Here is a 20,744-nt window from a genome sequence, read left to right as displayed (position 1 = left end):
GCACCTCTTTTGTTTTACTAGCTATGTATTTCTATACTAGACTAGCAATTTTATAAAGAACTTCTTAGTTCATAACCGTGATTTTAACAGATTTTCTTCCGAACTGTTGAGCATCACCTTCAGAAGGAACGAATACATCGATTCGATTGCCTTTAATTGCTCCACCTGTATCGGCAGCTACAGCTTCACCATAGCCTTCTACATAAACTTTCGAACCTAACGGAATAACACTAGGATCAACAGCGATTACTTTTTGGTTTGGATTTGCTTTTAAATCCACTCCTGTAGCAGTTGTACCGCTACATCCAGCACAATTAGCCGTATAGGCAGTTGCTTCAACTGTCATTGATTTGCCGCTGGCTTGTTGTGACGATTCAGCAGGTTGTTGTTGTTTTTGAGCTTGTTCAGCTTGAGCTTGCTGCTGCTCTTTTTGAGCTTGTTCAGCTTGAGCTTGCTGCTGCTCTTTTTGAGCTTGTTCAGCCTGAGCTTGCTGCTGCTCTTTTTGAGCTTGTTCAGCTTGAGCTTGCTGCTGTTCTTTTAGAGCTTGTTCAGCTTGAGCTTGCTGCTGCTCTTTTTGAGCTTGTTCAGCTTGAGCTTGCTGCTGTTCTTCTTGAGTTTGTTCAGCCGGCGCTTGAGCTTGCTGAGTTTCTGGAGCAGCTTGGGCTACTGAAGGGCTTGATTGCTGAGCTTGGCCGTTTGGAGACTGAATTTTTAGTTGTTCGCCAGGATAAATTAAATCTGACTTCAGTCCGTTCCATTCTTTAATTTGATCTACCGTCACGCCGTATTGCTGACTGATGGACCATAATGTATTTCCTTGCTGAACTTTGTGCGTCATTTCTTTTATAGTAGCTACGTTTAATTCTTGATTTGGATAAATAATATTAGATGTTAAGTTATTTGCATCTTTTAGCTCGTCTACGCTCACGCTGTGCTTTTGAGCGACTTTCCATAACGTATCACCTTTTTCTACGTGATACGTTCCGCTTGTAGAAGCAGAAGCTGCACCTACAAATCCCGCTGAAAGGATTGCTGTTGTTCCTAGAGTAAATATAAATTTTTTCATTACGAATACCTCCTTATTTACTCAATGATTGAATGATATCATCCTCACATTTCACAGCCGTTACAGAGCCATGCTACTTTTATTACAAAACTTAACAAAAAGGAACGTTTAAACGTAATATTTCTGATAATTTGGCTATATGATGAAACGTTTCTACTTTTTACTGCTTTTTATTGTTGTTTTAACCAAAATAGTTAAATTTCTCTATCATTGCTGGCTATGCCTCTTCTTTTTTATTGACCATTTAACGGGTATATTAAGTTTTTTCGTAACAAAAAAGAGGTTGGAAATGAATCCAGTCAACTGCTAGAAGGAACTACATAAATGAAACCTATGTTCACCATAACAAAAAAAGCGAACCGCTCATCAAAGATTCTGATGAGCGGTTCGCTTTTCAATTCGGCTAAACTACTTGTGTCCCAGCCTTTTTATTTCTTATTAAATCCTTGCTTTTCAACAAATTCTTTCATATACATACGCTTAGGATTGGAAAGCATTTCAGCCATTTGACCAGTCCATGTGTCTTGGCGTTTGCCATTTGTTCGTTCGTTGTAATAAGCAGAAATTTCTTCGTTATACGTCGTTAATTCTTTTTTCGTCTGCTCATGGTTTGGCTCATATGTTTCTTCATGATACACATGTTTAAATGGTAAGCGCGGCTTTTTATCCGTCATACCCGCTGGATATCCAACCGTTAGACCAAATAACGGGATTACATGATGAGGCAGTTTTAACAATTTGCTTACTTCTTCTAATTCGTTACGCAAACCGCCAATATAACAAGCTCCAAGTCCCATTGATTCAGCAGCAAGCGTTGCATTTTGCGCAGCAAGGGCAACGTCAATAATAGCTACCATGAACTGCTCTGTGCTTTCGAGCGCTGTCGATAAATCTTTTTTCTCCATTTCTGCAATGACATCATGACGATGAAAGTCAGCGCAAAATACAAAGAAGTGTCCATTTGTTTCTACGTAAGGCTGATTTCCTGCTAATTGGGCAAGCTTTCGCTTCGTTTCTTTATCTTTTACTCCAATAATGGAGTACGCTTGAATATAGCTTGATGTGGAAGCTGCCTGTGCGCTTTCTACAATCGTCTGAATTTGCTCTTCCGACAATGGTTTGTCTTCATATTTGCGAATAGAACGATGATTTAAAATCGTTTCAATAACTGAGTTCATATTATAATCTCCTTTTACTTCATTTAACCTTCTACAGATGTTATATCTACAGTTAGTTTATCGAATGTAAAAAGAAATAACCAATGTTCTGCTTAAAATTGATTTTGACTTGTCTCATATCGATACAGCTTAAAGTGATCTGCAAGCACGCGATCTACTTTTACTTCTAAGCTGTCTACATATTCGTCCATTCGTTTTATCAACCGGTTTCGTTTCACATCATTTTCTAAAATGTTCTTAAGCTGCTGTTCAAAGGCTTCAGCATCATTAAGCGGTATCAGCAGCTCTTTTTCTTTTAGATATTCAATGTTAATTTGTTCTTGACCGGGAAGAGATGAATGAATAAAAATAGGTAGTCTCTTATGAAGGGCTTCGCTAATTGTAACGCCTCCTGCTTTTGTGACAATGGCATCTGCTCCTTCATATAAATCATTCATTTTCTCTCTTGATTTTACATACGGGACCGCTTTAACTTTCGGGTGGTTTAGTTTCACTAGTTCTTGATACAACTTTTTATTTTTTCCACACAGCACATAATACATATACGTACAGTTTTGCGGAAGCTGCTGAAGCATTTTGCGTACATTCCCAAGGCCCGAATTTCCGCCGGCAATCAGGATATGCTTCTGTGGCATGAGATGGTCAATCCGTCTTTTTAAAAACGCTTTATGAACGGGAATGCCCGTTACATAAATAGAAGACTCTTTTACACCGTGAACGTTTTGTAGAAATGCTTTCGTATCCTGATCAGGCACGCAGTGAAGCTCGATTCCATTTTTACCCCATACGTCGCTTACTAAGAAGTCGGTGTATACGTTTATAATAGGAAGATCAATGATTCCTTTTTCTTTTAAGCCGCTTAATACACAGGAAGGAAAGCTGTGTGTGCAAACAATGACGTCGGGCTGCTCTGCATCAATTAATTTCTTCATATGATATTCGATAATCGGCCACTTTTTCACGACAAAATCATCCATCGTATGGTCGTTTTTTTTGTATACATGCCCGTAATAAAATTTTTCAAACTGCTTTGGAAAAACAGAAATCCATTTCATGTATATCGATGAAATCATTTGTTCAAGCGGTTTGCTCCAATAGCTTAAACAATCAATTTTTTGACAAATAACGTGAGAAAAACGTTCCATGATGGCATCCATAACGGCGTCTGCTACTTGGTGATGACCAGATGGCATCTGAAAAAGCGGCAAGAACAGAACCTTCCTCATTGACCATCCCTCCTCTCAAGACGTTTTCGGTTTCTTTTTCTTTTTATAAGTAAATAAATAACAAAAAAAGCTACAGCTCCCATAATGATATACGAAATATGAATCCGGTCTCCTACATAGTAACCTAGAACGAGAAAAGAAAGGACCCATACTAGACTGCCTACCACCGATAACAGCAAATAAAGCAAAAACGGATAGCGACTTATTCCTGCCATATATGGGCTAATTTGACGTAAGCCTGGAATATATAAACCAAATAAAATGGTCCATATCCCATATTTATGGTAGCTGCCGCTTGCCGCTTCAATTTTCTCTTTGGTTAACCCTACGTATTTTCCGTATTTATCAAAAAATGGGGTTCCTGCATACCTTCCTAGCCCGTAAGCAGTAAGCATTCCAGTTATAACACCTAAAAAAGCAAAAAGAGATGATTCGTATAAGTTCAGCTGATGTTTGGCAATAAACATGCCTAATAATATTAAAAATGATTCTTCAGGCGCTGGAATTCCAACGATCCCACAAAAAAGTACAAGTAAAATAACAATATAACCATAGGAATGTATATACTGAGAAATAATTGTTAAGTCCACTGCTCGCTCCTCTATTTACGATTGATTCATCAATTGCTGCATGGTTATACTTTCATACCCTTGCTGTTTTAAGTAAGGTAAAAATTCTTCTAACGCCGCAATCGTCATTTCAGGTGCTTTTTCATCTGCTCCCGGGGTATCTCCATTATCGTGTAAAACAAAAATGGCTCCATCTTCTACTTTACGCATTAGTTTTTGAACTAATGCCGTTTTCGTTGTTTTTAGTGTCCAATCCTGAAAGATTCCTGTCCAGATCACGAGGTGATATGGCTTGGCCATTAATAAACTGCTCATATTTAAATGTCCCCACGGCGGACGATAAAAAAGCGGCTTTTGATTTGTTACTTTCTCTATAACCTGTGCACATTGATGAATTTGTCTTTTTAATTGCCAAGGTGTTTGCGTCCATGCACTCACGTGACGATGATGATGTATAGCTACTTCATGTCCTTCATCAATCATCCTGTTTAAAATAGACGGGTGTTTTTCCCCTAGTTCTCCCACAATAAAAAAAGTAGCTTTCATTTCATGCAGTTTGAACAAGTCCAAAATTTTTGGCGTATAAACAGGATGAGGCCCATCGTCAAATGTTATAGCTATTTTATGCTTTTTTGCCCCTTTTATTATGACTGATGAATGATAGCGACGGTAAAGGGTTTGCGAAATAATGGTATATACACATATAACCATTAGAACGAAAAGTAAAACAATAAAAAAACGAGTCATATGCTTTTAACCATCCTTTTGAATTTAAATCCTGCATTTATTATAACGGTTTACTCAGACTTTGGTTTCATTTTTTTGTGATAGAAGCCAGGAATTTTAAAATAATTTGATACTTTACCTAAAAATAGCTGTTCTGCAAGGATATACCGGAAATAAAATGATATCATAAAATTTCCCTTCATTCAGTAAAAAAAGTACTTTTTACCATTTATATCTATCTTTTGTATGATAACTGCCCTTGTTTTTTGAAAATAAAAAAACTTCCCGCACGAGTGCGGAAAGTTTTGAAATTAAAATTTTGACCGATACCATTTTTCAGCTGCTTCAATTTCTGTTCGTGTTAACTGATGTCCAAATGATTCCCAATGGACCTGTACGTCCGCTCCGGCTTTTTCTAAAAGAGCAGAAAGTTCTTCCGTTTCTGATGCTGGGCAAATAGGATCGTTTGTACCTGCGCCGATAAAGATAGAGGCGTCGGTCTTAGGCACTTCACTTCCTCTTCTTGGAACCATCGGATGAAGAAGAGCCGCCCCTTTTAAAGAATTCTCATAATGAAACAGCAAACTTCCTGCAATATTGGCACCATTTGAGTAGCCTACAGCTACGATGTTGTGTCGGTCGAATGAATATGTTTCAGCCGCTTCATCTAAAAATTGATGAAGTTCTTTTGTACGTTCAATTAAATCTTCTATATCAAATATTCCTTCTTGTAAACGTCTAAAGAAACGGGGCATTCCGTTTTCTAGTACATTTCCTCTTACAGATAATACGGAGCAAGAGGAATCAATCATATCTGCAACAGGGAGCAGATCTTGTTCTGTACCTCCTGTACCATGCAACAGCAATAAAGTCGGTTTCGTCTCGTCCGTTCCTTTTTTAAAAATATGTTTCACGTATATCCACTCCTTTTAAATATCTCGAATTAAAGATAATTTTATTATAAGAACTTTCGAAGCATTTGTAAAGGAACTACTGTCAAAGAAATACCTGTATGTTTTGCTGGCAGTATCACATAATACTGAATAACTTCATATGACCATTACTCATATGCAGCTAGGTATTTAATTCGTTTGACTTACAGCGGGTAAAGAAATATTCCACTTTTATCTAAGTGCTCCCGTCAAAAGGTGGATAATAATTAAAACTCGCCCGTCCTCCTTCGTATAAAAAGTGCCCTAGTCTGATAAATTAGTTAATTTTTTCTTTATTTCGTTACTTTCAACAGATATCAGCATTTATACCCGAGCGTACTAAATCGTATTTCTTATACGTGTTATAACAACTTTTTTCTATGAGAAACAGAACGTAAAATACCGCCTTGGTTTTTCATAAAGGGGAACAAAGCCCCGAATGGTGCTTTATACGACTTTATTTGACAAACACAAATTTATGGGTAAACTAAGTTCAGATGATTGTATTTCACTTTGTTTCAGTTTAATAAAAAAACGAAGCATCTGCGAGTAAGCAAAAAATAACTGCGTAAAGAGCTATTTATGTCAATCATCTTATACCCTAAAAACTTACCTGCACCTGAATAATAGCCTTTATTAAACTTAGCGCGTCAGCTTTTAAACGTTAATACTTTATCACCCATCTCTTTGTTAAAAGATTGAATGGGTCAACAAACTTCAGCATTCTTTACATAACGACCTTGTAAAGACGAAGAATGTAGCTATGTGTGAACATGGAATTATTACTTAGTGGAGTGAACCAACATGAGGAAATTTATTTTAGCCTTTTTAGTCGTTGTTTTAATTGTAATGCTAGGAGTTACCTATGTATTAAAGCAATTTCAGCAAACGGCTGATTTATCTTACTCGAAACTGCAGTCGGTTCAAAGTACGGTAGTCTATGACAAAAATGACCGTAAGATTGACGAATTGTATAAAACCGTTCCCCGTCAAAATGTTTCGAGCAATGAAATTCCCGATTATGTAAAAATGGCGTTTGTTGCAACGGAAGACCGTCGCTTTTACAAGCATTTTGGGATTGATTTACAAGGTATTGGCCGCGCCCTTTTTAAGAACATTGTAACAATGAGTAAAGCTGAAGGCGCAAGTACCATTACACAGCAGTTAGCAAGAAATCTTTACTTATCTAGTGATAAGACCATTAAACGTAAAGTAGATGAAATGTTTCTATCACTAGGCTTAGAAAGACAATTTACAAAAGATCAAATTTTGGAATTATATTTAAATCAAATTTATTTCGGAAGCGGTGTATACGGTATTGGTGCAGCTTCTCAGATTTATTTTAATAAGCCTGTATCAGATTTAACCGTAGGCGAAGCTGCGCTTTTAGCAGGACTCCCAAAAGCGCCGAGTACGTATTCACCAAGCAATAGTACAGAAAAAGCAACAGCCCGACGAAACGTTGTATTGAAACTGATGCATGACCAAAACGTTATTAGCGATACTCAGTATCAGCAAGCGTTAAACGAACGCGTAGTCGAGCCTAGTATTCCGGTTAAAAAACCGAACTCAAATCAAGCATTTATTGATTATGTAATTAAAGAAGCTGCTCAACAATATGGCGTATCTGCTGATGACCTTTATAAGGGTGGTTATGCCATCTATACAGATTTAGATCCTAATTTACAGGAATCGATTAATAACTCTGTAGCAAATCATACGTTCCGAGATGATGACATCAACAGCAAAGTAGAGGTTGGGATTTCAGCTGTCAACCCTAAAACAGGCGGGATTTCAGCGATGTATGGAGGACGCAGCTATGAGCGAAACGGCTTAAACCGTGCTACAAGCGGCTATCAGCTTGGTTCAGCTATTAAGCCTTTAGCCGTATACGGTCCAGCATTAGAAACTGGAGATTATACACCAACTTCACTCTTAAGTGACGAACGACAAGACTTTGGCGGTGGATATAGCCCTAAAAACGCAGAAGGTGAATATCAAAAGCATGTGACAATGCGTGAAGCACTTACTCGTTCACTTAACGTTCCAGCTGTTTGGCTTTTAAAACAAATTGGTATTGATACAAGCGTAAAATTCATGGAAAAAGCTGGACTCCCTCTTGAAGATGACGATAAGTCAAAATTAGGACTTGCTCTTGGAGGAACGACGACAACGTTCTCTCCCCTTCAGTTAGCACAAGGGTATACAACCTTCGCTAACAAAGGCGTCATGACTAAGCCGTACGCAATTCGAAAAATTGAGATGCGCGACGGTGAAGTGAAAAAGCCAGACATTCAGACAGAGCGAGTAATGAGTGAAGAAAATGCGGATACAATGACATCCATGCTGCAAGACGTAATTGAAAAAAGCTATGGAACAGGTGTTAACGCTCGTTCTTCACGAGATGCTGCAGGTAAAACCGGTACAACCAACGACGTCAAAGATGCTTGGTTTGTCGGGTATACCGATGATGCAGTCGTTTCTATCCACGCTGGCTTTGATAATGCTAATTCTACGCAAACAACGAAATACTTATCAGGCGGCGGCGGACAAGACCCTGCTACACTGTTTAGCTCAATTATGAATAACTGGTAACCAAAAAACCTCCAACTTCACTGTTGGAGGTTTTTTTAAGATAAATGCGTTTTATGCTTAAGTGAAAAAAAGGAAACGTTAATGACTTTGCAAATCGTTACATAATGCAGAACGGTCAAAACAACCACGCCACAGTTCATCCCGATAATAATTCCCTGCATGCCAATATTTGTTTGTGATCCTAAGAAAAACATCAGGGAAAAAGAGACAATATGAGACCAAATCGTATGATAAAAAGCATCTTTTACATAGCCGAGTCCAATTAAATAAGCTTGAAGCGGGACGGCAAAGAAGTGAAAAAGAAAATACGGCCATAAAGCCTTTAGATAGTACACGGCTTCTGTAGAATGAAAAAACAAGTTAGTAAGCGGCTCAGCAAAGAAATACATCGCCACTATAGACGGAATCCCATATAAAAATGTCATTTGCATACTTTGAGTCAAAAGTCTTTGAAGCTGTTCTTCCTGATTTTTCGCATGAGCTTCAGATACAGCAGGTATGAGTGCTACTAAAAGAGAGTGAGCAAAGAAAGCCGGAAAAAAGCCGATCGACATCGCTACCCCTGTTAGCATACCAAAATGCTGCGTTGCCCCGGTTAACGTCATGCCCGATAAAACGAGCGCGTGTTTGATTAAAAACGGCTGAATAGCATTACATACCGCATTAAATAAACGCAGTCCCGTGGTCGGAAGTGAGACGCCTAACAGCTTTTTCCGAATCTCACTTGGAGAAAGCAGAGGCCTGTGCCCTCTTGATAAAACACTTAACTGAGTAACATACGTGATAAAAAAATAAAGCAAAATAACAGCTTCGGTTCCAATCAGTGTACAAATCGCAATAAACAGAGACATTTTAACATCTGTGAAAGCGAACATTTGAAAAACAACAAATAAAATAGTTAGCTGAAAGGCTTTGCGAATAAAATTAGACACAGCGATGGTCGTCATATTATTTTTACCCGTAAAATATCCACGAAGCACCGCTGAAAATGAAACAACCGGAATGAAACATAGTACAACCCATTTCAAGTAAGGATGATAGTGACTGAAAAATGGAAAGGCTGCTAATACGGCCAGTGTAATAAAAAAGATCCCCAAGCTCACAGCAGTCGCAAAAATGGTGGCATGCTTCATCATATGCTGATGTTCTTTGCGATGATGTTCAGCAAGAAATTTAGAAATAGAAATAGGCAGTTCTAAGTTGGCTACGGTGGCAATAAGAAAAATGATAGGAAGAACAGTCATGTACATGCCCATGCCTTCCCTTCCTAATTCTCTAGCAAGTACCATATTTACAAGAAATTCAATTAACTCTCCTGCAAAGGCAGCACCTGCTAGAATAAACGTTCCTTTCAAAAAAGTGTTCATCTCGTTATCTCCTCTATCTCCCGTCCTTTTTCATCACTACCTCTTCTCTCTATGTATATGACAAGCCCAATACGAATTATTTGTCTAATTGTATTTTTTCGGTGTACAAGTTCTTGTATAATGTTCAACCTATGTGAAAAAAAACCGTTATATACCTTTTTTACATAGGAAATTCATTCATTTCTTATCTTTTGGCTCTTGAAACTTACATAGAAAAACAGGAGACTGAATGAACCTGCCGATTGCTAACGGAAATAGAGCATGTTGTTTTAATGTAACAAATTTACATATTAGTTAAGCGTCTTTATTCATCATTTTCTGGGGATGCACTTCTTTTTTTGATACCGAGGCGTTTTTGCCTAGCACAACCGAAAAGACAACAATTATTGCTATAGCAAGAGTAAAAAGTGTAATTGATTCGCCTAGAAATAGAGCTGCAAACAGAATCATTAAAAATGGCTGCAAATATTGAACCTGGCTAACTCTGGCTATTCCCCCCATAGCCATCCCGCTGTACCAAGCAACGTATGCTAAAAATTGACTCACGACTGATAGATAAATCAAACTAACCCACGCTTTTAAAGGCGCATGAAGCATTTCAGCTGTAATGCTTAGTCCCACTGGAATCATAAAAAATGGCGCACCGATGATAATGGCCCAAGCAATTACCTGCCAGCTGCCTAATTCTCTTGCTAACACCCCTCCTTCTGCGTAGCTCAGTCCAAGTATCAGCACCGCTGCTAGTAGAGCGGCATCGGCAAACTGCAGTTGACCAAATCCGAGGTGAAGAGCATACACGATAACAGCTGCAGAACCAATCATGCTTGATATCCAGAATTTGAAAGAAGGACGTTCACCTCCTCTAAACATCGCAAAACCGGCTGTGGCTAATGGTAAAAGAGCGAGTTCAACCGCTCCGTGAGAAACAGGCAATGATTTCATTGCCCAGGAAGTGAGCAGAGGAAACCCTAAAACTGCGCCTAAAGCAACGATCAGCAGACTTTTAAATTGGCGAAAAGAAGGAAATTTTTCTTTTCGTACAATCAATATCACAGCTACTAAGATAGCAGCTATAGCTGTTCTTCCTAAACCGGCGACTGTCGTTCCGAAATACTCGACTGCAACACTTGTAGAAGGAAGGGTTAAGCTAAAACAGATAACGCCTACTACCCCTAACAATAAGCCGATTTTCTCTCTCGTTTCTTTTTGCATCTTACCCTACCCCTGTCTTTTTATTTTTCAGAACTGTACCATTTTTCTAAAAAAAGTTCTGATATAATTAAAAGGATAGCGCAGGACAACTAGTAAAATAAATCATTCTTTTACCTAACTGTACGGGTACAAATTAAAGGAGTAGGACCTATGAGTTTGAAATATCTAAAAATCATGGAAGAAATTAAGCTTGGCCTAGCAAATGGATCGCTTATTGCAGGTGGTAAACTCCCTTCTGTTCGCCGACTCTCCCACCATTTTTCGTGCAGCAAGAATACCGTTATTAAAGCGTACAGCGAATTAGAAAAAGAGCATTTAATTTATTCTGTTCCTAAAAGCGGCTACTACGTTGTGGCAGAATTTCAACATAGGACGAATGAAAATGAAGTGATTGATTTCTTGTCTGCTGGTCCAGATAAAAACGTTATGCCTTATCTTGAATTTCAGCATTGTATAAACCAAGCAATTGAACACTACAAAGAAAAGCTTTTTACATACTCTGATCAACAAGGCTCTTACTCATTGCGGGTACAGTTAGTGAAACACTTGCAGAGCCTACAGGTGTTCACTCAAGCTGAAAGGTTAGTTGTTGTATCTGGGTCTCAGCAAGCTCTTCACTTATTAGTTTCTATGCCATTTCCAAATGGAAAAAATAATATCCTGATTGAACAGCCCACTTATTTCGGTTTTATCGAGTCTCTTACCCTGCACCAAGCTACTACTTTTGGGATCGAGCTATCGATGGAAGGGATTGATCTTGATCGTTTGGAGTACATTTTTCGAAATAATGACATAAAATTTTTCTATATTATTCCAAGATTCCATAATCCTCTTGGACATTGTTATACAAATTTCGAGAAGAAAAAAATCGTGGAGCTGGCCGAAAAATACGATGTATATATAGTCGAGGATGACTTTTTGGGCGACCTTGATCCCGATGCAAAATCAGATCCTTTATTTTCTTTTAATCCTTCTGGACGAGTCATTTATATTAAAAGCTTTTCAAAAATTTTTCTTCCTGGGTTACGCATTGCTGCTATCGTGCTTCCTTCGTTAATGAATAGCAACTTTTTACGATATAAATTCAGTTCAGATTTTAATAGTTCAGCGCTTTCCCAAGGCGCTCTTGAAATTTATTTAAAAAGCGGCATGTTTACTAGTCATCTTAAAAAGATAAAAGAGGTATACCATACCAAAATGCAAACTCTTGTAGAAGCATGTGATTCACTGCTGCCCGCTCATACACATTTTTCTAAGCCGCCTTCAGGATTCTATTTATCCATTAGTTTGCCTGAGCATGTGAAAGCAAAACAGATCGTCCACATGCTAAACGAGCAGCACATATATGTTGATGATGCTTCTAGATTTTTTTTACCAGAATATAAACGAGACACGCTTCTCCGATTAAGCATCTCACAAGTAAATAAGAATACGATCAAACGAGGGATTGAACAGCTGGCTCAGTGCATTACTTTAATTGATGATAGAAAACATCATCCTATTCCAAATAACCTTTTCCCCTTGTAGAATGGGAATTTAACGGACATACTAAACGAAAAGAAGCCAAGGAATTAGCATCCTTGACTTCTTTTATTTAACCGTAACGGTTATAAGAGGCATGTTATGAGTCCCTTTTGCAGAAACATGTGACTGCACGGTATATGTGCCAGGCTCAGAGAAAGATGTTTGTATCTCATATACACCTTTTCCTATTTGTTTAGGCTTTAACATCTTCCCTTTCCCTTCGCCATCTTTTTTCTCTATTTCAAATTCAATCATTTCAACGTCATCATTTTTTACTTTTTCGTCTCCATATGTAACTTCGGCTTTGTAGATACCGTTTTCATTTTTCTGTAACTTCTCTGGGCCTTGAAGGTTTACGTCCAACGGTTTTGGCTGCTCAGCATTTGTGCTTTGAGCAGGTTCCTGACCACAGGCTGTTAAAAGTAAACAAAGACTGATTATAGATATACTTATTCTTTTTTTCATGTATTCATCTCCTTTTTAAACCCTTTGTTTAACTATAACGCGTATTGCAAAGAAAAAAATGAATTTTTTTAAAAAAGAAGGATTTTTAAAGATTTTTTAAGAAAAAAAGTTCATACTGATACTAACTAGTTTTTTCCAAGGAGGAAGAAAATGAATTCCGCTAAATCTCCAGCTAAAAAATCATGGCTACAGACGTTAATCAAAAATAAAAGTGAGCGTAAAAAAGTGATCTTTATCTTTACTATCTCTTTTTTACTAGTTGTAGCAGGGCTTATTTACGTCCCTATTTATAAACATTCCCTTCCGCTTGATTCTAAAATATACGAAGGGAATTTTAAAGAGCTTGGTTCTATCGCACGAATTGGTTTCTTTGCAGCTTTAGCTATTTATCCTATCTTTTTATTATTAAAATGGAAACCGATATCGCAAATTAAAAAAGGAAAGTTTGAGTTAAAACCGCTTATTCAGTTTTTAGCCAAGTACGTTCGTCAGTGGCACGTTCCCGTTGCCCTTATATCAACTGCTTTGATTATTTTACATGGTTATATGGCTTTGATAAAAGGATTTCAAGCAAATTTTACGTACTTTTCAGGAATTATCACGATGGCTGTTCTAGCTTGTCTGCTCGTGATGGGCGTGAAGCGCTATAAGCGTACAGATAAAAAGTGGCATCTTAAATTTGCTATCTCTTTTTTGGTTTTGTTTATGATTCACGCTACCTTTTCATAACTTGCCATTGTTTAAAGTTTTTTTATATAGGGTACAGTTCACAATGAATACATGATATGTATCACTATACGTTTTACATCATTTAGGAGGTATAAACATGGCAAGAGTGTTAGCTGTATTATCAAGCGGATACGAAGAGAAAGATTATCACACAGGTTGGTGGGCAGAAGAATTATTTGCTCCGCTGCAAAAGCTTGAGAACGCAGGACACACCGTTGACTTAGCCTCACCTTTTGGAGGTAAGCCGGAACTAGACGTTCGAAGTATTTCAGAAGACTTTGATCCAGACGGAACGTATAAGAAATTATATGAGTCAGGAAGAGCGGATCAGACAATGAAACTTGAAGAAGTAGATGCTGAGAACTATGACGTTATCTTAGTAGTAGGCGGCCACGGCGCTATGTTTGACTTAGCAAAAAATGTGGACTTGCATGCACTTATGAACAAAGTGTACGACAACGGAGGTATTTTAGCAGCTGAGTGTCACGGACCTTCTGTGTTTGCTTTCTTGAAAGGATCCGATGATGAACTTTTAATTAAAGGACTAGACGTAACCGGTTATCCTGATGAAATTGAACCGGAAGAAGTACTTCCCTTTTTACCATACAGTTTAGAACAAGAACTTCGTGAAGTGGCTAATTACATCCCTGAGATGGATAAAAAAGCATATGCTGTTTGGGCAAATGATCAAATTGTCACAAGCCGAGATCCTTTTTCTTCTGAGTTAATGGGTGATGAATTAGTTAAAAAGCTAAATAAATAAACTAAAAAAAGACTGCTCGAAAGCAGTCTTTTTTTGTTTGTTCTATAGGGATGTTTGAAACTGCTGCTCTACCAAACGCCGGTAAAAAGAATGAGAGGCTAACAGCTCTTTATGCGTTCCGCTTCCTGTAACTTGCCCTTCTTCTATTACAACAATTTGGTCTGCATTAATGACCGTAGATAGACGATGGGCAATGACGAGTGATGTGCGTTCTTTCATTACTGTCTCCAATGACTCTTGCACAAGCTTTTCTGACTCGGAGTCCAAGCTAGCTGTCGCTTCGTCCAGTAATAAAAACTGAGGATTTCGTAACAGCGCTCGGGCAATTGCAATACGCTGTCGCTGTCCTCCTGAGAGATTAATACCTCTTTCTCCAATCATTGTTTCATATTGAGCTTCAAAGGACTGAATGAAATGATGAGCATTCGCTAACTTTGCTGCTTCTTCTATTTCTTCATCCGTCACATGCCGCTCTAATCCGTAAATGAGATTTTCTCGAATTGTTCCTGCTAAAATCGGAGAATCTTGCTGAACATAGCTAAATAGGTGACGCCACGAACGTAAGTTGACGTTTTGACTGTCTGTTCCATCCAAGAATATGTGACCCGATGAAGGCTCATAAAAGCGTTCGATAAGAGAAAAAACAGTAGATTTTCCAGCTCCGCTAGGTCCAACAAAAGCGGTAACTTCTCCTTTTTTAGCAGAAAATGAAACTTCCTGCAATACGGGTTTATCTTCATATTGAAAAGCAACTTTATCGAACCTTAAACTCCCTACCTGTTCAAGCACTTCTCCATTTTCATAGTTCTCTTCTTTCTCAGCTAATATATCAAAGATTCTTTCTGAAGCTCCTTTAGTTTGCTGAAAGCTCGTAACAAATCGGGTAAGTGAACCAACCGGAACCATAATTTGAAAAAGGTAAAGAACAAAAGCCACCAGCTCTCCTGCAGTGATAAATCCCTCACTCACCCGGTATGCACCAAACCCGACGATGGCAATCATAACAGCGGTCATCACCGTGCTAATAATCGGTGTAATGATAGCTTCAATTTTAGCTCTCTTTACACCGAAGAGGTAGAGTGACTGAAACGATTGTAAGCCGGAATCAACTTCTTTTTTCTCTGAACCGGATACTTTAATCAAGCGGATTTCACTCAGCATTTGAGCTAAAAAAGCTGTAAGCTTGGACATTTTATCCTGCTGCTCACGTGAAATTTTATGTATTTTTCTCGCTAGCGGCATAACCAGTACAAACATAACGGGAATAACCGCTAATAAAATGAGCGTCATGGGTACATCAAGCGTAAATAAAATAACAATGGCAACGATAATAGATAAAATATTTTTAACAAAGTCAATCATTTCTGTTGACAATAAGTTCATCACAATGGTTGTATCATTTGTAATGCGGCTTACCATTTCACCGGAACGATTTTGGTCGTAAAATGAAACCGGAAGCTTTATGAGCTTGTTCCACACTTTATGTCTGAGTTCTTTTACAACACCTTGGCCTACTTGAGCAAGGAGATAAAGAGATACTGCGCTTGTTGCCATTTGAGCAGCAAATAAACCAAGGAGTCCTGCTATAAGCTGCGGTGAGACGCCTACTGCAATTTTCTCCATCACTTCTTTAATGACAAGAGGAATAGAAAGCGACGCTCCGGTATTAATTAAGGCCAGTATAAACGAAATGAGTAGCTTTCCTGTCGGAGGGTTCGTTAGCAACCATAATTTTTTAAATGAAAAATGAATTCCTTTTTGCGTATTCATCTTAGTTCCTTTCTACTTCTTTTAATAGGTGATATCAACACTTTACCTTCAAAGTTCTATCTTATTTTACACCATTTCCTTTCTCAACCTGAACTTCTAAGCTTTTACCTATTTTTTAAACTCGTCTATACAAAAATGACAAGCTGGTCATATACTATGGTACACTGAATTCTTTTACTAGATGAGAGGTTGAATAAGGATGTCTGTTTATATTAAATCTATTTCTATTGGCACCATTTCTGGCGGGATCGTTATTTTTGGAAACGCAGGAAATATATCGCCTCCAAGCGGCTCTACATCCGGCTCCGGTTCTAGTTCCCAAATGCCGATGCCCCCTTCTCCGAGAAATGGCCCGAGAGATAACACTACTTTTAATGGCTAATAAAAAAACAGTGAGATATTTCTCACTGTTTTTAGACTTGAATACTTGTCATCATCGCAATATAAAAAGCAAACACAAACAAACCCGCACTTAATACGCTGAGCCATACTGTCTTTTTGTAAAAACAAACAAGTAAATACACAAAAAACAGCAGTGCAACAAATAAGAATAGGATTCCTACAATCGTTACGTGAAACGTTAGAGGCAGCGTCACTTGTTTCCCATAGATAAAAGGAAGAATCGATGAATCCATTGCCATATGACTTATATTAGTTGGCGGCGATTGCGTTACCATGATAGCTGTAAATAAAAAAATGATAAGCAAAATAATGCTTTCTGCTCGAATCCACATCACGGGCTTATATTCTGGATGTTTTATCGCTTTTTTCATAAGAAAGCCATTGATGACGGCAAATGCAAGCAGCGGAATAATCGTAATATGCTTTAACAAAAGAGATTGCCCGTAATCTGTAGCCCATGAATTTACATAGTTGGACAGCCCCATGATAATAACCATCGAAATGAACCCACTTAATGAAAGAAGCACAAAACAAGCGATCGCAAAAGGAGTAAACCAGCTTAAGAAACTTTTCCAATTGGAAGTTTCTTTTGAAAAAGCGGCAACAATCAGAACCACTCCTCCCCACAGTCCAACTGCTAAAATATGAAGGGAATGAGACAACATGCCGCTAAGCACAGAAGCGGATGCTGCGTGACTTGCGTAGGCGATTCCTCCCACTAAGGCTACAGTCAGTAATGTATACATATGGGGGTGGCTCTCTATTGAAACAGCAACCATACATAAAATAGCAATCAGTACAACAAAGATCCAGGCGTGTCCCGTTCTTGTTTCCAATAATACAAGACGAACTGTTTCACCTAACCCTCTTATTTTTGAAAAAGATAAAATAATCTCAAGCGAATTTCCAACCGAAAAAAGAGCGACAGCCGCTGCACTTGCAAGTAGCCATCGCTTTGATAATAAAATTGTTGGCTTTTTTGTAAGGGGCACATATTGCAGTACGGCAAATCCTAATAATAAGGAAAGAGCTACGTATGTGAACCACTCAAAAACAGGCAACAAAACACTCATCTTTTTAAGCCTTTTTCTTTCTGAAGATTAAGAGTAATGCGCCAACCACCACTACAATAGCAATAATCATGATAACAAAAAACGATGAAGAATCATTGTTATCTGTTTTTTCATCCTTTGCTACTGCACTTTTTTGATCTTGTTCGGACTGCGTGGTGCCTTGCTTTTTTTCACTATCTTTTCCGGCTGCTTGAGTATTCTCTTCTTTCGCTTCATCTTTCACATCTACTTTAAAAGCAATCGAATCTTTTATTACATGACCATCTTCCCCTACAATTTCCCAATTCACTGCGTAAGATCCGTTTTCAAGAGGCTGATCAACAGAAGCTATTAAATCATGACCCTCTACTTTTTGCGACGCAAGTGAAATATTTTGTCCATCTTTTGTAACGGTCATTGTACTGATTTTCTCGATGGGTGTTTCAAAGGTTAATTTAATTTCTTTTAGAGGAGCTGTAACAGTTGCACCATTTTCCGGTACGGTTGTTTGCACATGTGTATGAGCAAAACTAACTGTCGGGACAGCTAAAAAGCATGCTAAAAGTAAACCTATTATTTTTTTCATATTTATGACTCCCTATCTCTTTTTTCTTTTTTCTTTTTTCATTCATCATATCCAAAAATGTTTTTATGTAGACGTTTCCGAACACGATCTATTTTCCTAGTAAGTGTACTCCTTTTTCACTCAATCTCACAAGAACTATCACCAATTCGTTATAAAATGTTCACAAATCCTAGGAAATATGCTGCTGTAATTTTTTTGAATATTCTTTCAGGTTACCTTTGAATATAGTAAAATAGTTAAATAAGATGGCTGACTTTTTTCTAGCTTAAAATCCCATACAGAAAGGATAGGAACAATGAAAAAGTATACGTGCCCTTGCTGCGGTTATCAATCGTTAGACAGTGATGGTGACTATGATATTTGTGAGATATGTTTTTGGGAAGACGATCCGTATCAAAAGCTGAATGCCAATGAACTAGGAGCCAACTCTATTTCTTTAATAGAAGCTCAGCAAAATTTTATAGTTTATGGAGCGTGTAATAAAGAAAGCTTACAGCACGTGAGAAAGCCTTCTGTTCAAGATGTAAAAGATTTTAACTGGAAACCTATTATAAGTCACGAGTAGCAAAACTAGTTTATAAAAAAAGAATGCTTGCGAAAGCATTCTTTTTTGGATTCAGTAAGAAGTGGAAACAAATGTAGAAAGCACATTTGTAAACTTATAAAAAGTTTGAGTTTTAGACGAAGCTCTTCCTTTTGAAGTGAATGAATGAAACATGGCATTTCGCAGCGGTTGGCTAATCTCTAATTGAATACTTTTGCCGGTACGATTTTTATTTGCAATGTTTTTAGGATTAATGCCTGCAATCTCATCGTGCCCTTTTGTGATAAGTTCCGCCGGAAATCCATTTTGATTTAATAATTGCGTTAATTTTTTTGCACGTTCCCGATCAGTTCCCCCTACAAAAATATATTTTTTATTCCCAGAATACCCGTGAAGAGATAAAACATTATCATACTTGCTTACCATCTTACGCGCTGTAGGCTCATCAAAATGAGTGCTTGTGATGTGCAGATCTCGCGAGCCTTTCGATTTTAACGATTCGAATAGGTAGAGAGCATTTTGTTTGCCAAGCTCTTGGGCAATTTCGCTTGTCCCTCCTTCAATTCCTCCACCGTGTGGAGCAAAGATAAGGACAGGGCTTTTCGCTTCTTTAGTCGTCACTTTATAGCTAGCTGAAGACTCGTGCTGTGAGAGCTGCTTGAAATTTTGATATTTATCAGTTGATGCACTAGACGTGTCTTGAAAAGGTGAAATGAATAAAACGAATAGACAGATACATAAGGTAGAGAAACTTACTAAACGATAGCTTTTCAATTTGTACTCCTTCTTCCTATTGTGTAATAAGACCTAAAACATTAGAAACCTAAAAAATCCAAAAATAATATTTATAGTAGTCTTATTTACTTATCGTTACAAATTGCAATTTATTAAATAGTTCTTAATGCCTATTTATGCTATTTAAAAAAACTTCAGCGCATATTCACTGAAGTTTTTTTTACTTTTTTTGTTTTTATTTATTTAAAGCAAGCGCCAAACTAATTTTATCCAGCCAAAGAAGGCGATCCATAAAGGTATGCTCAAAGATGTTCCCCACGCTAAACCAATTAAGAAGTTTCCTCTTTCAATCATACAAACCACTCCTTATGAACATTGTAGGTGAACAAGTACAATTCTATACATTCACTATATCAGAAAGCGCTTTCATTTAATAGTGACTTACACGTTTTTAGTGCTATATTCATACAGAAAACCGGATTTTAAGTAGATAAAGGGCGATATATAAGAAAATGAATAATTACAAGGTGTAAAAGTATAATAATCTACTAAAAAAAAGAAACCTTCTTTTGAAGGCTTCTTTTCTAGGTGTTTTTTATTGTTCGCCGCTGCGCTGCAAGCGATTCTCAATAAATAGGCGCTCAACAAATTTATTTAGCTGGGCTTGATACAAACGGCGCTCGTCTAGCGTTTTTGCGTCTTGTATTTGCTGCTTAAAGCGTTTGATTTGCTGTCTTTGTTCAACCGTTACATGATGAGAAAGAAGCATAGGTCCCCCTCCATTTCACTAACGTTTGAATTAAGTAAACCAAGGTTTACCAAAACAAACAACAAACCTGTTAGCTTCTCTTACATAAATTTTTTACTCAGCTTCTTTAGCCCCAACTAATGCTAAACCTGGACCGTACGGCGTTGTATGAACATCTAACATTAATTCATTTGTATAAGGCACAATAGAAGCCTCCATTGCTACTTGTACTCCGTCGACTTCATACATTTCATCATTTTCAAAAGGCTCTTCAAAAGCTAACCCAATATTAGGGATTTCACAGCTAATTCCTTTGAAATACAAGCGAATTCCTGTTATCTCCTGCTCTTCAAGTATATTGTTAATTAATTGTTTTGCTTCTGGTGTAATATGCATGACTAACCCTTCTTCCTTTCAATACTCTTGCTCTATCCTATCATATCTTTAGAGTTTTTAAAGAGAATAACTGCAATTCAAAAGCGTTCTTATTATTATTTAATAATTATTATAAATAAGTATTGATTTTAATTTGATATTTGATATAATATAAACATA

20 protein-coding genes are annotated in these 20,744 nt (G+C 37.6%); 5 read left to right on the top strand and 15 right to left on the bottom strand.

The genetic code is table 11. The features are described 5' to 3' along the window. Nucleotides 1-64 precede the first annotated feature (64 nt). From ACWATA_RS09440 to ACWATA_RS09415, 6 genes are all read right to left on the bottom strand, one after another. Nucleotides 65-1,066, bottom strand: a complete 1,002-nt coding sequence (locus ACWATA_RS09440; RefSeq protein ID WP_274862515.1) for a 3D domain-containing protein — start codon at nucleotides 1,064-1,066, stop codon at nucleotides 65-67. A 428-nt stretch (nucleotides 1,067-1,494) separates the two neighbouring features. Further along, nucleotides 1,495-2,244, bottom strand: coding sequence for an oxygen-insensitive NADPH nitroreductase (gene nfsA / locus ACWATA_RS09435; protein WP_473049780.1), 750 nt, complete (start codon nucleotides 2,242-2,244; stop codon nucleotides 1,495-1,497). A gap of 92 nt (nucleotides 2,245-2,336) precedes the next feature. After that, nucleotides 2,337-3,470, bottom strand: a complete 1,134-nt coding sequence (locus tag ACWATA_RS09430) for an MGDG synthase family glycosyltransferase (protein ID WP_028412812.1) — start codon at nucleotides 3,468-3,470, stop codon at nucleotides 2,337-2,339. After that, nucleotides 3,467-4,060, bottom strand: coding sequence for a DedA family protein (locus ACWATA_RS09425; protein ID WP_028412811.1), 594 nt, complete (start codon nucleotides 4,058-4,060; stop codon nucleotides 3,467-3,469). The genes ACWATA_RS09430 and ACWATA_RS09425 overlap by 4 nt, the downstream gene beginning before the upstream one ends. Before the next feature lie 15 nt (nucleotides 4,061-4,075). After that, complete coding sequence (locus ACWATA_RS09420) at nucleotides 4,076-4,786, bottom strand: polysaccharide deacetylase family protein (protein WP_034270087.1); 711 nt, start codon at nucleotides 4,784-4,786, stop codon at nucleotides 4,076-4,078. A gap of 290 nt (nucleotides 4,787-5,076) precedes the next feature. Continuing rightward, the gene (locus tag ACWATA_RS09415) at nucleotides 5,077-5,679 is read right to left on the bottom strand and encodes an alpha/beta hydrolase (protein WP_098113309.1); all 603 of its coding nucleotides are present in this window, start codon (nucleotides 5,677-5,679) and stop codon (nucleotides 5,077-5,079) included. 822 nt (nucleotides 5,680-6,501) lie between these two features. Between ACWATA_RS09415 and ACWATA_RS09410 the strand changes: the two genes are divergently transcribed. After that, a complete protein-coding gene (locus ACWATA_RS09410) occupies nucleotides 6,502-8,292 on the top strand; it encodes a transglycosylase domain-containing protein (RefSeq protein WP_034270090.1) in 1,791 nt (596 codons plus the stop codon). 35 nt (nucleotides 8,293-8,327) lie between these two features. Here ACWATA_RS09410 and ACWATA_RS09405 read toward each other — a convergent pair whose 3' ends face one another. Then, complete coding sequence (locus ACWATA_RS09405) at nucleotides 8,328-9,659, bottom strand: polysaccharide biosynthesis protein (protein WP_013057669.1); 1,332 nt, start codon at nucleotides 9,657-9,659, stop codon at nucleotides 8,328-8,330. Nucleotides 9,660-9,953: 294 nt separating this feature from the next. Further along, nucleotides 9,954-10,871 carry a DMT family transporter gene (locus ACWATA_RS09400; RefSeq protein WP_034270093.1) on the bottom strand — a complete coding sequence of 306 codons (918 nt, stop codon included), beginning with the start codon at nucleotides 10,869-10,871 and terminating at the stop codon, nucleotides 9,954-9,956. A gap of 150 nt (nucleotides 10,872-11,021) precedes the next feature. Here ACWATA_RS09400 and ACWATA_RS09395 point away from each other — a divergent pair, with 150 nt between their 5' ends. Beyond that, nucleotides 11,022-12,398, top strand: a complete 1,377-nt coding sequence (locus ACWATA_RS09395; protein ID WP_473049779.1) for an aminotransferase-like domain-containing protein — start codon at nucleotides 11,022-11,024, stop codon at nucleotides 12,396-12,398. A 63-nt stretch (nucleotides 12,399-12,461) separates the two neighbouring features. Here the strand turns inward: ACWATA_RS09395 and ACWATA_RS09390 are convergent, their stop codons facing one another. Beyond that, complete coding sequence (locus ACWATA_RS09390; protein ID WP_034270096.1) at nucleotides 12,462-12,860, bottom strand: FixH family protein; 399 nt, start codon at nucleotides 12,858-12,860, stop codon at nucleotides 12,462-12,464. Nucleotides 12,861-13,010: 150 nt separating this feature from the next. Here ACWATA_RS09390 and ACWATA_RS09385 point away from each other — a divergent pair, with 150 nt between their 5' ends. Both ACWATA_RS09385 and ACWATA_RS09380 read left to right on the top strand, forming a co-directional pair. Further along, entirely contained in the window at nucleotides 13,011-13,589 is a 579-nt protein-coding gene (locus tag ACWATA_RS09385) for a hypothetical protein (RefSeq protein ID WP_028412804.1), read from the top strand. Between the two features lie 97 nt (nucleotides 13,590-13,686). Continuing rightward, complete coding sequence (locus tag ACWATA_RS09380; protein ID WP_028412803.1) at nucleotides 13,687-14,352, top strand: type 1 glutamine amidotransferase domain-containing protein; 666 nt, start codon at nucleotides 13,687-13,689, stop codon at nucleotides 14,350-14,352. 42 nt (nucleotides 14,353-14,394) lie between these two features. Here the strand turns inward: ACWATA_RS09380 and ACWATA_RS09375 are convergent, their stop codons facing one another. From ACWATA_RS09375 to ACWATA_RS09365, 3 genes are all read right to left on the bottom strand, one after another. After that, a complete protein-coding gene (locus tag ACWATA_RS09375) occupies nucleotides 14,395-16,122 on the bottom strand; it encodes an ABC transporter ATP-binding protein (RefSeq protein WP_034270099.1) in 1,728 nt (575 codons plus the stop codon). Between the two features lie 413 nt (nucleotides 16,123-16,535). After that, entirely contained in the window at nucleotides 16,536-17,597 is a 1,062-nt protein-coding gene (locus ACWATA_RS09370) for a copper resistance D family protein (protein WP_232217049.1), read from the bottom strand. A 4-nt stretch (nucleotides 17,598-17,601) separates the two neighbouring features. After that, nucleotides 17,602-18,162, bottom strand: coding sequence for a copper resistance CopC family protein (locus tag ACWATA_RS09365; RefSeq protein ID WP_098625852.1), 561 nt, complete (start codon nucleotides 18,160-18,162; stop codon nucleotides 17,602-17,604). A gap of 295 nt (nucleotides 18,163-18,457) precedes the next feature. On the opposite strand from ACWATA_RS09365, the gene ACWATA_RS09360 reads away from it, so the two are divergent. Next, nucleotides 18,458-18,727, top strand: coding sequence for a CPCC family cysteine-rich protein (locus tag ACWATA_RS09360; protein WP_033579458.1), 270 nt, complete (start codon nucleotides 18,458-18,460; stop codon nucleotides 18,725-18,727). Nucleotides 18,728-18,778: 51 nt separating this feature from the next. Here ACWATA_RS09360 and ACWATA_RS09355 read toward each other — a convergent pair whose 3' ends face one another. The 3 genes from ACWATA_RS09355 to ACWATA_RS09345 all read right to left on the bottom strand — a co-directional run bounded on the left by ACWATA_RS09355 (nucleotide 18,779) and on the right by ACWATA_RS09345 (nucleotide 20,585). Next, entirely contained in the window at nucleotides 18,779-19,480 is a 702-nt protein-coding gene (locus tag ACWATA_RS09355) for a poly-gamma-glutamate hydrolase family protein (protein ID WP_473049778.1), read from the bottom strand. Between the two features lie 556 nt (nucleotides 19,481-20,036). Next, on the bottom strand, nucleotides 20,037-20,210 hold the full coding sequence (locus tag ACWATA_RS09350) for a hypothetical protein (RefSeq protein WP_013057683.1): 174 nt from the start codon (nucleotides 20,208-20,210) through the stop codon (nucleotides 20,037-20,039). Nucleotides 20,211-20,303: 93 nt separating this feature from the next. Continuing rightward, nucleotides 20,304-20,585: a hypothetical protein gene (locus ACWATA_RS09345; protein WP_013057684.1), complete on the bottom strand. Its 282-nt coding sequence runs from the start codon at nucleotides 20,583-20,585 to the stop codon at nucleotides 20,304-20,306. Between the last annotated feature and the right edge of the window lie 159 nt (nucleotides 20,586-20,744).

The sequence above is a fragment of the Priestia sp. USM5 genome, from assembly GCF_058323215.1.
Note: the sequence above shows the minus strand (reverse complement) of the source record. Positions and strands in the feature narration are given on the sequence as shown.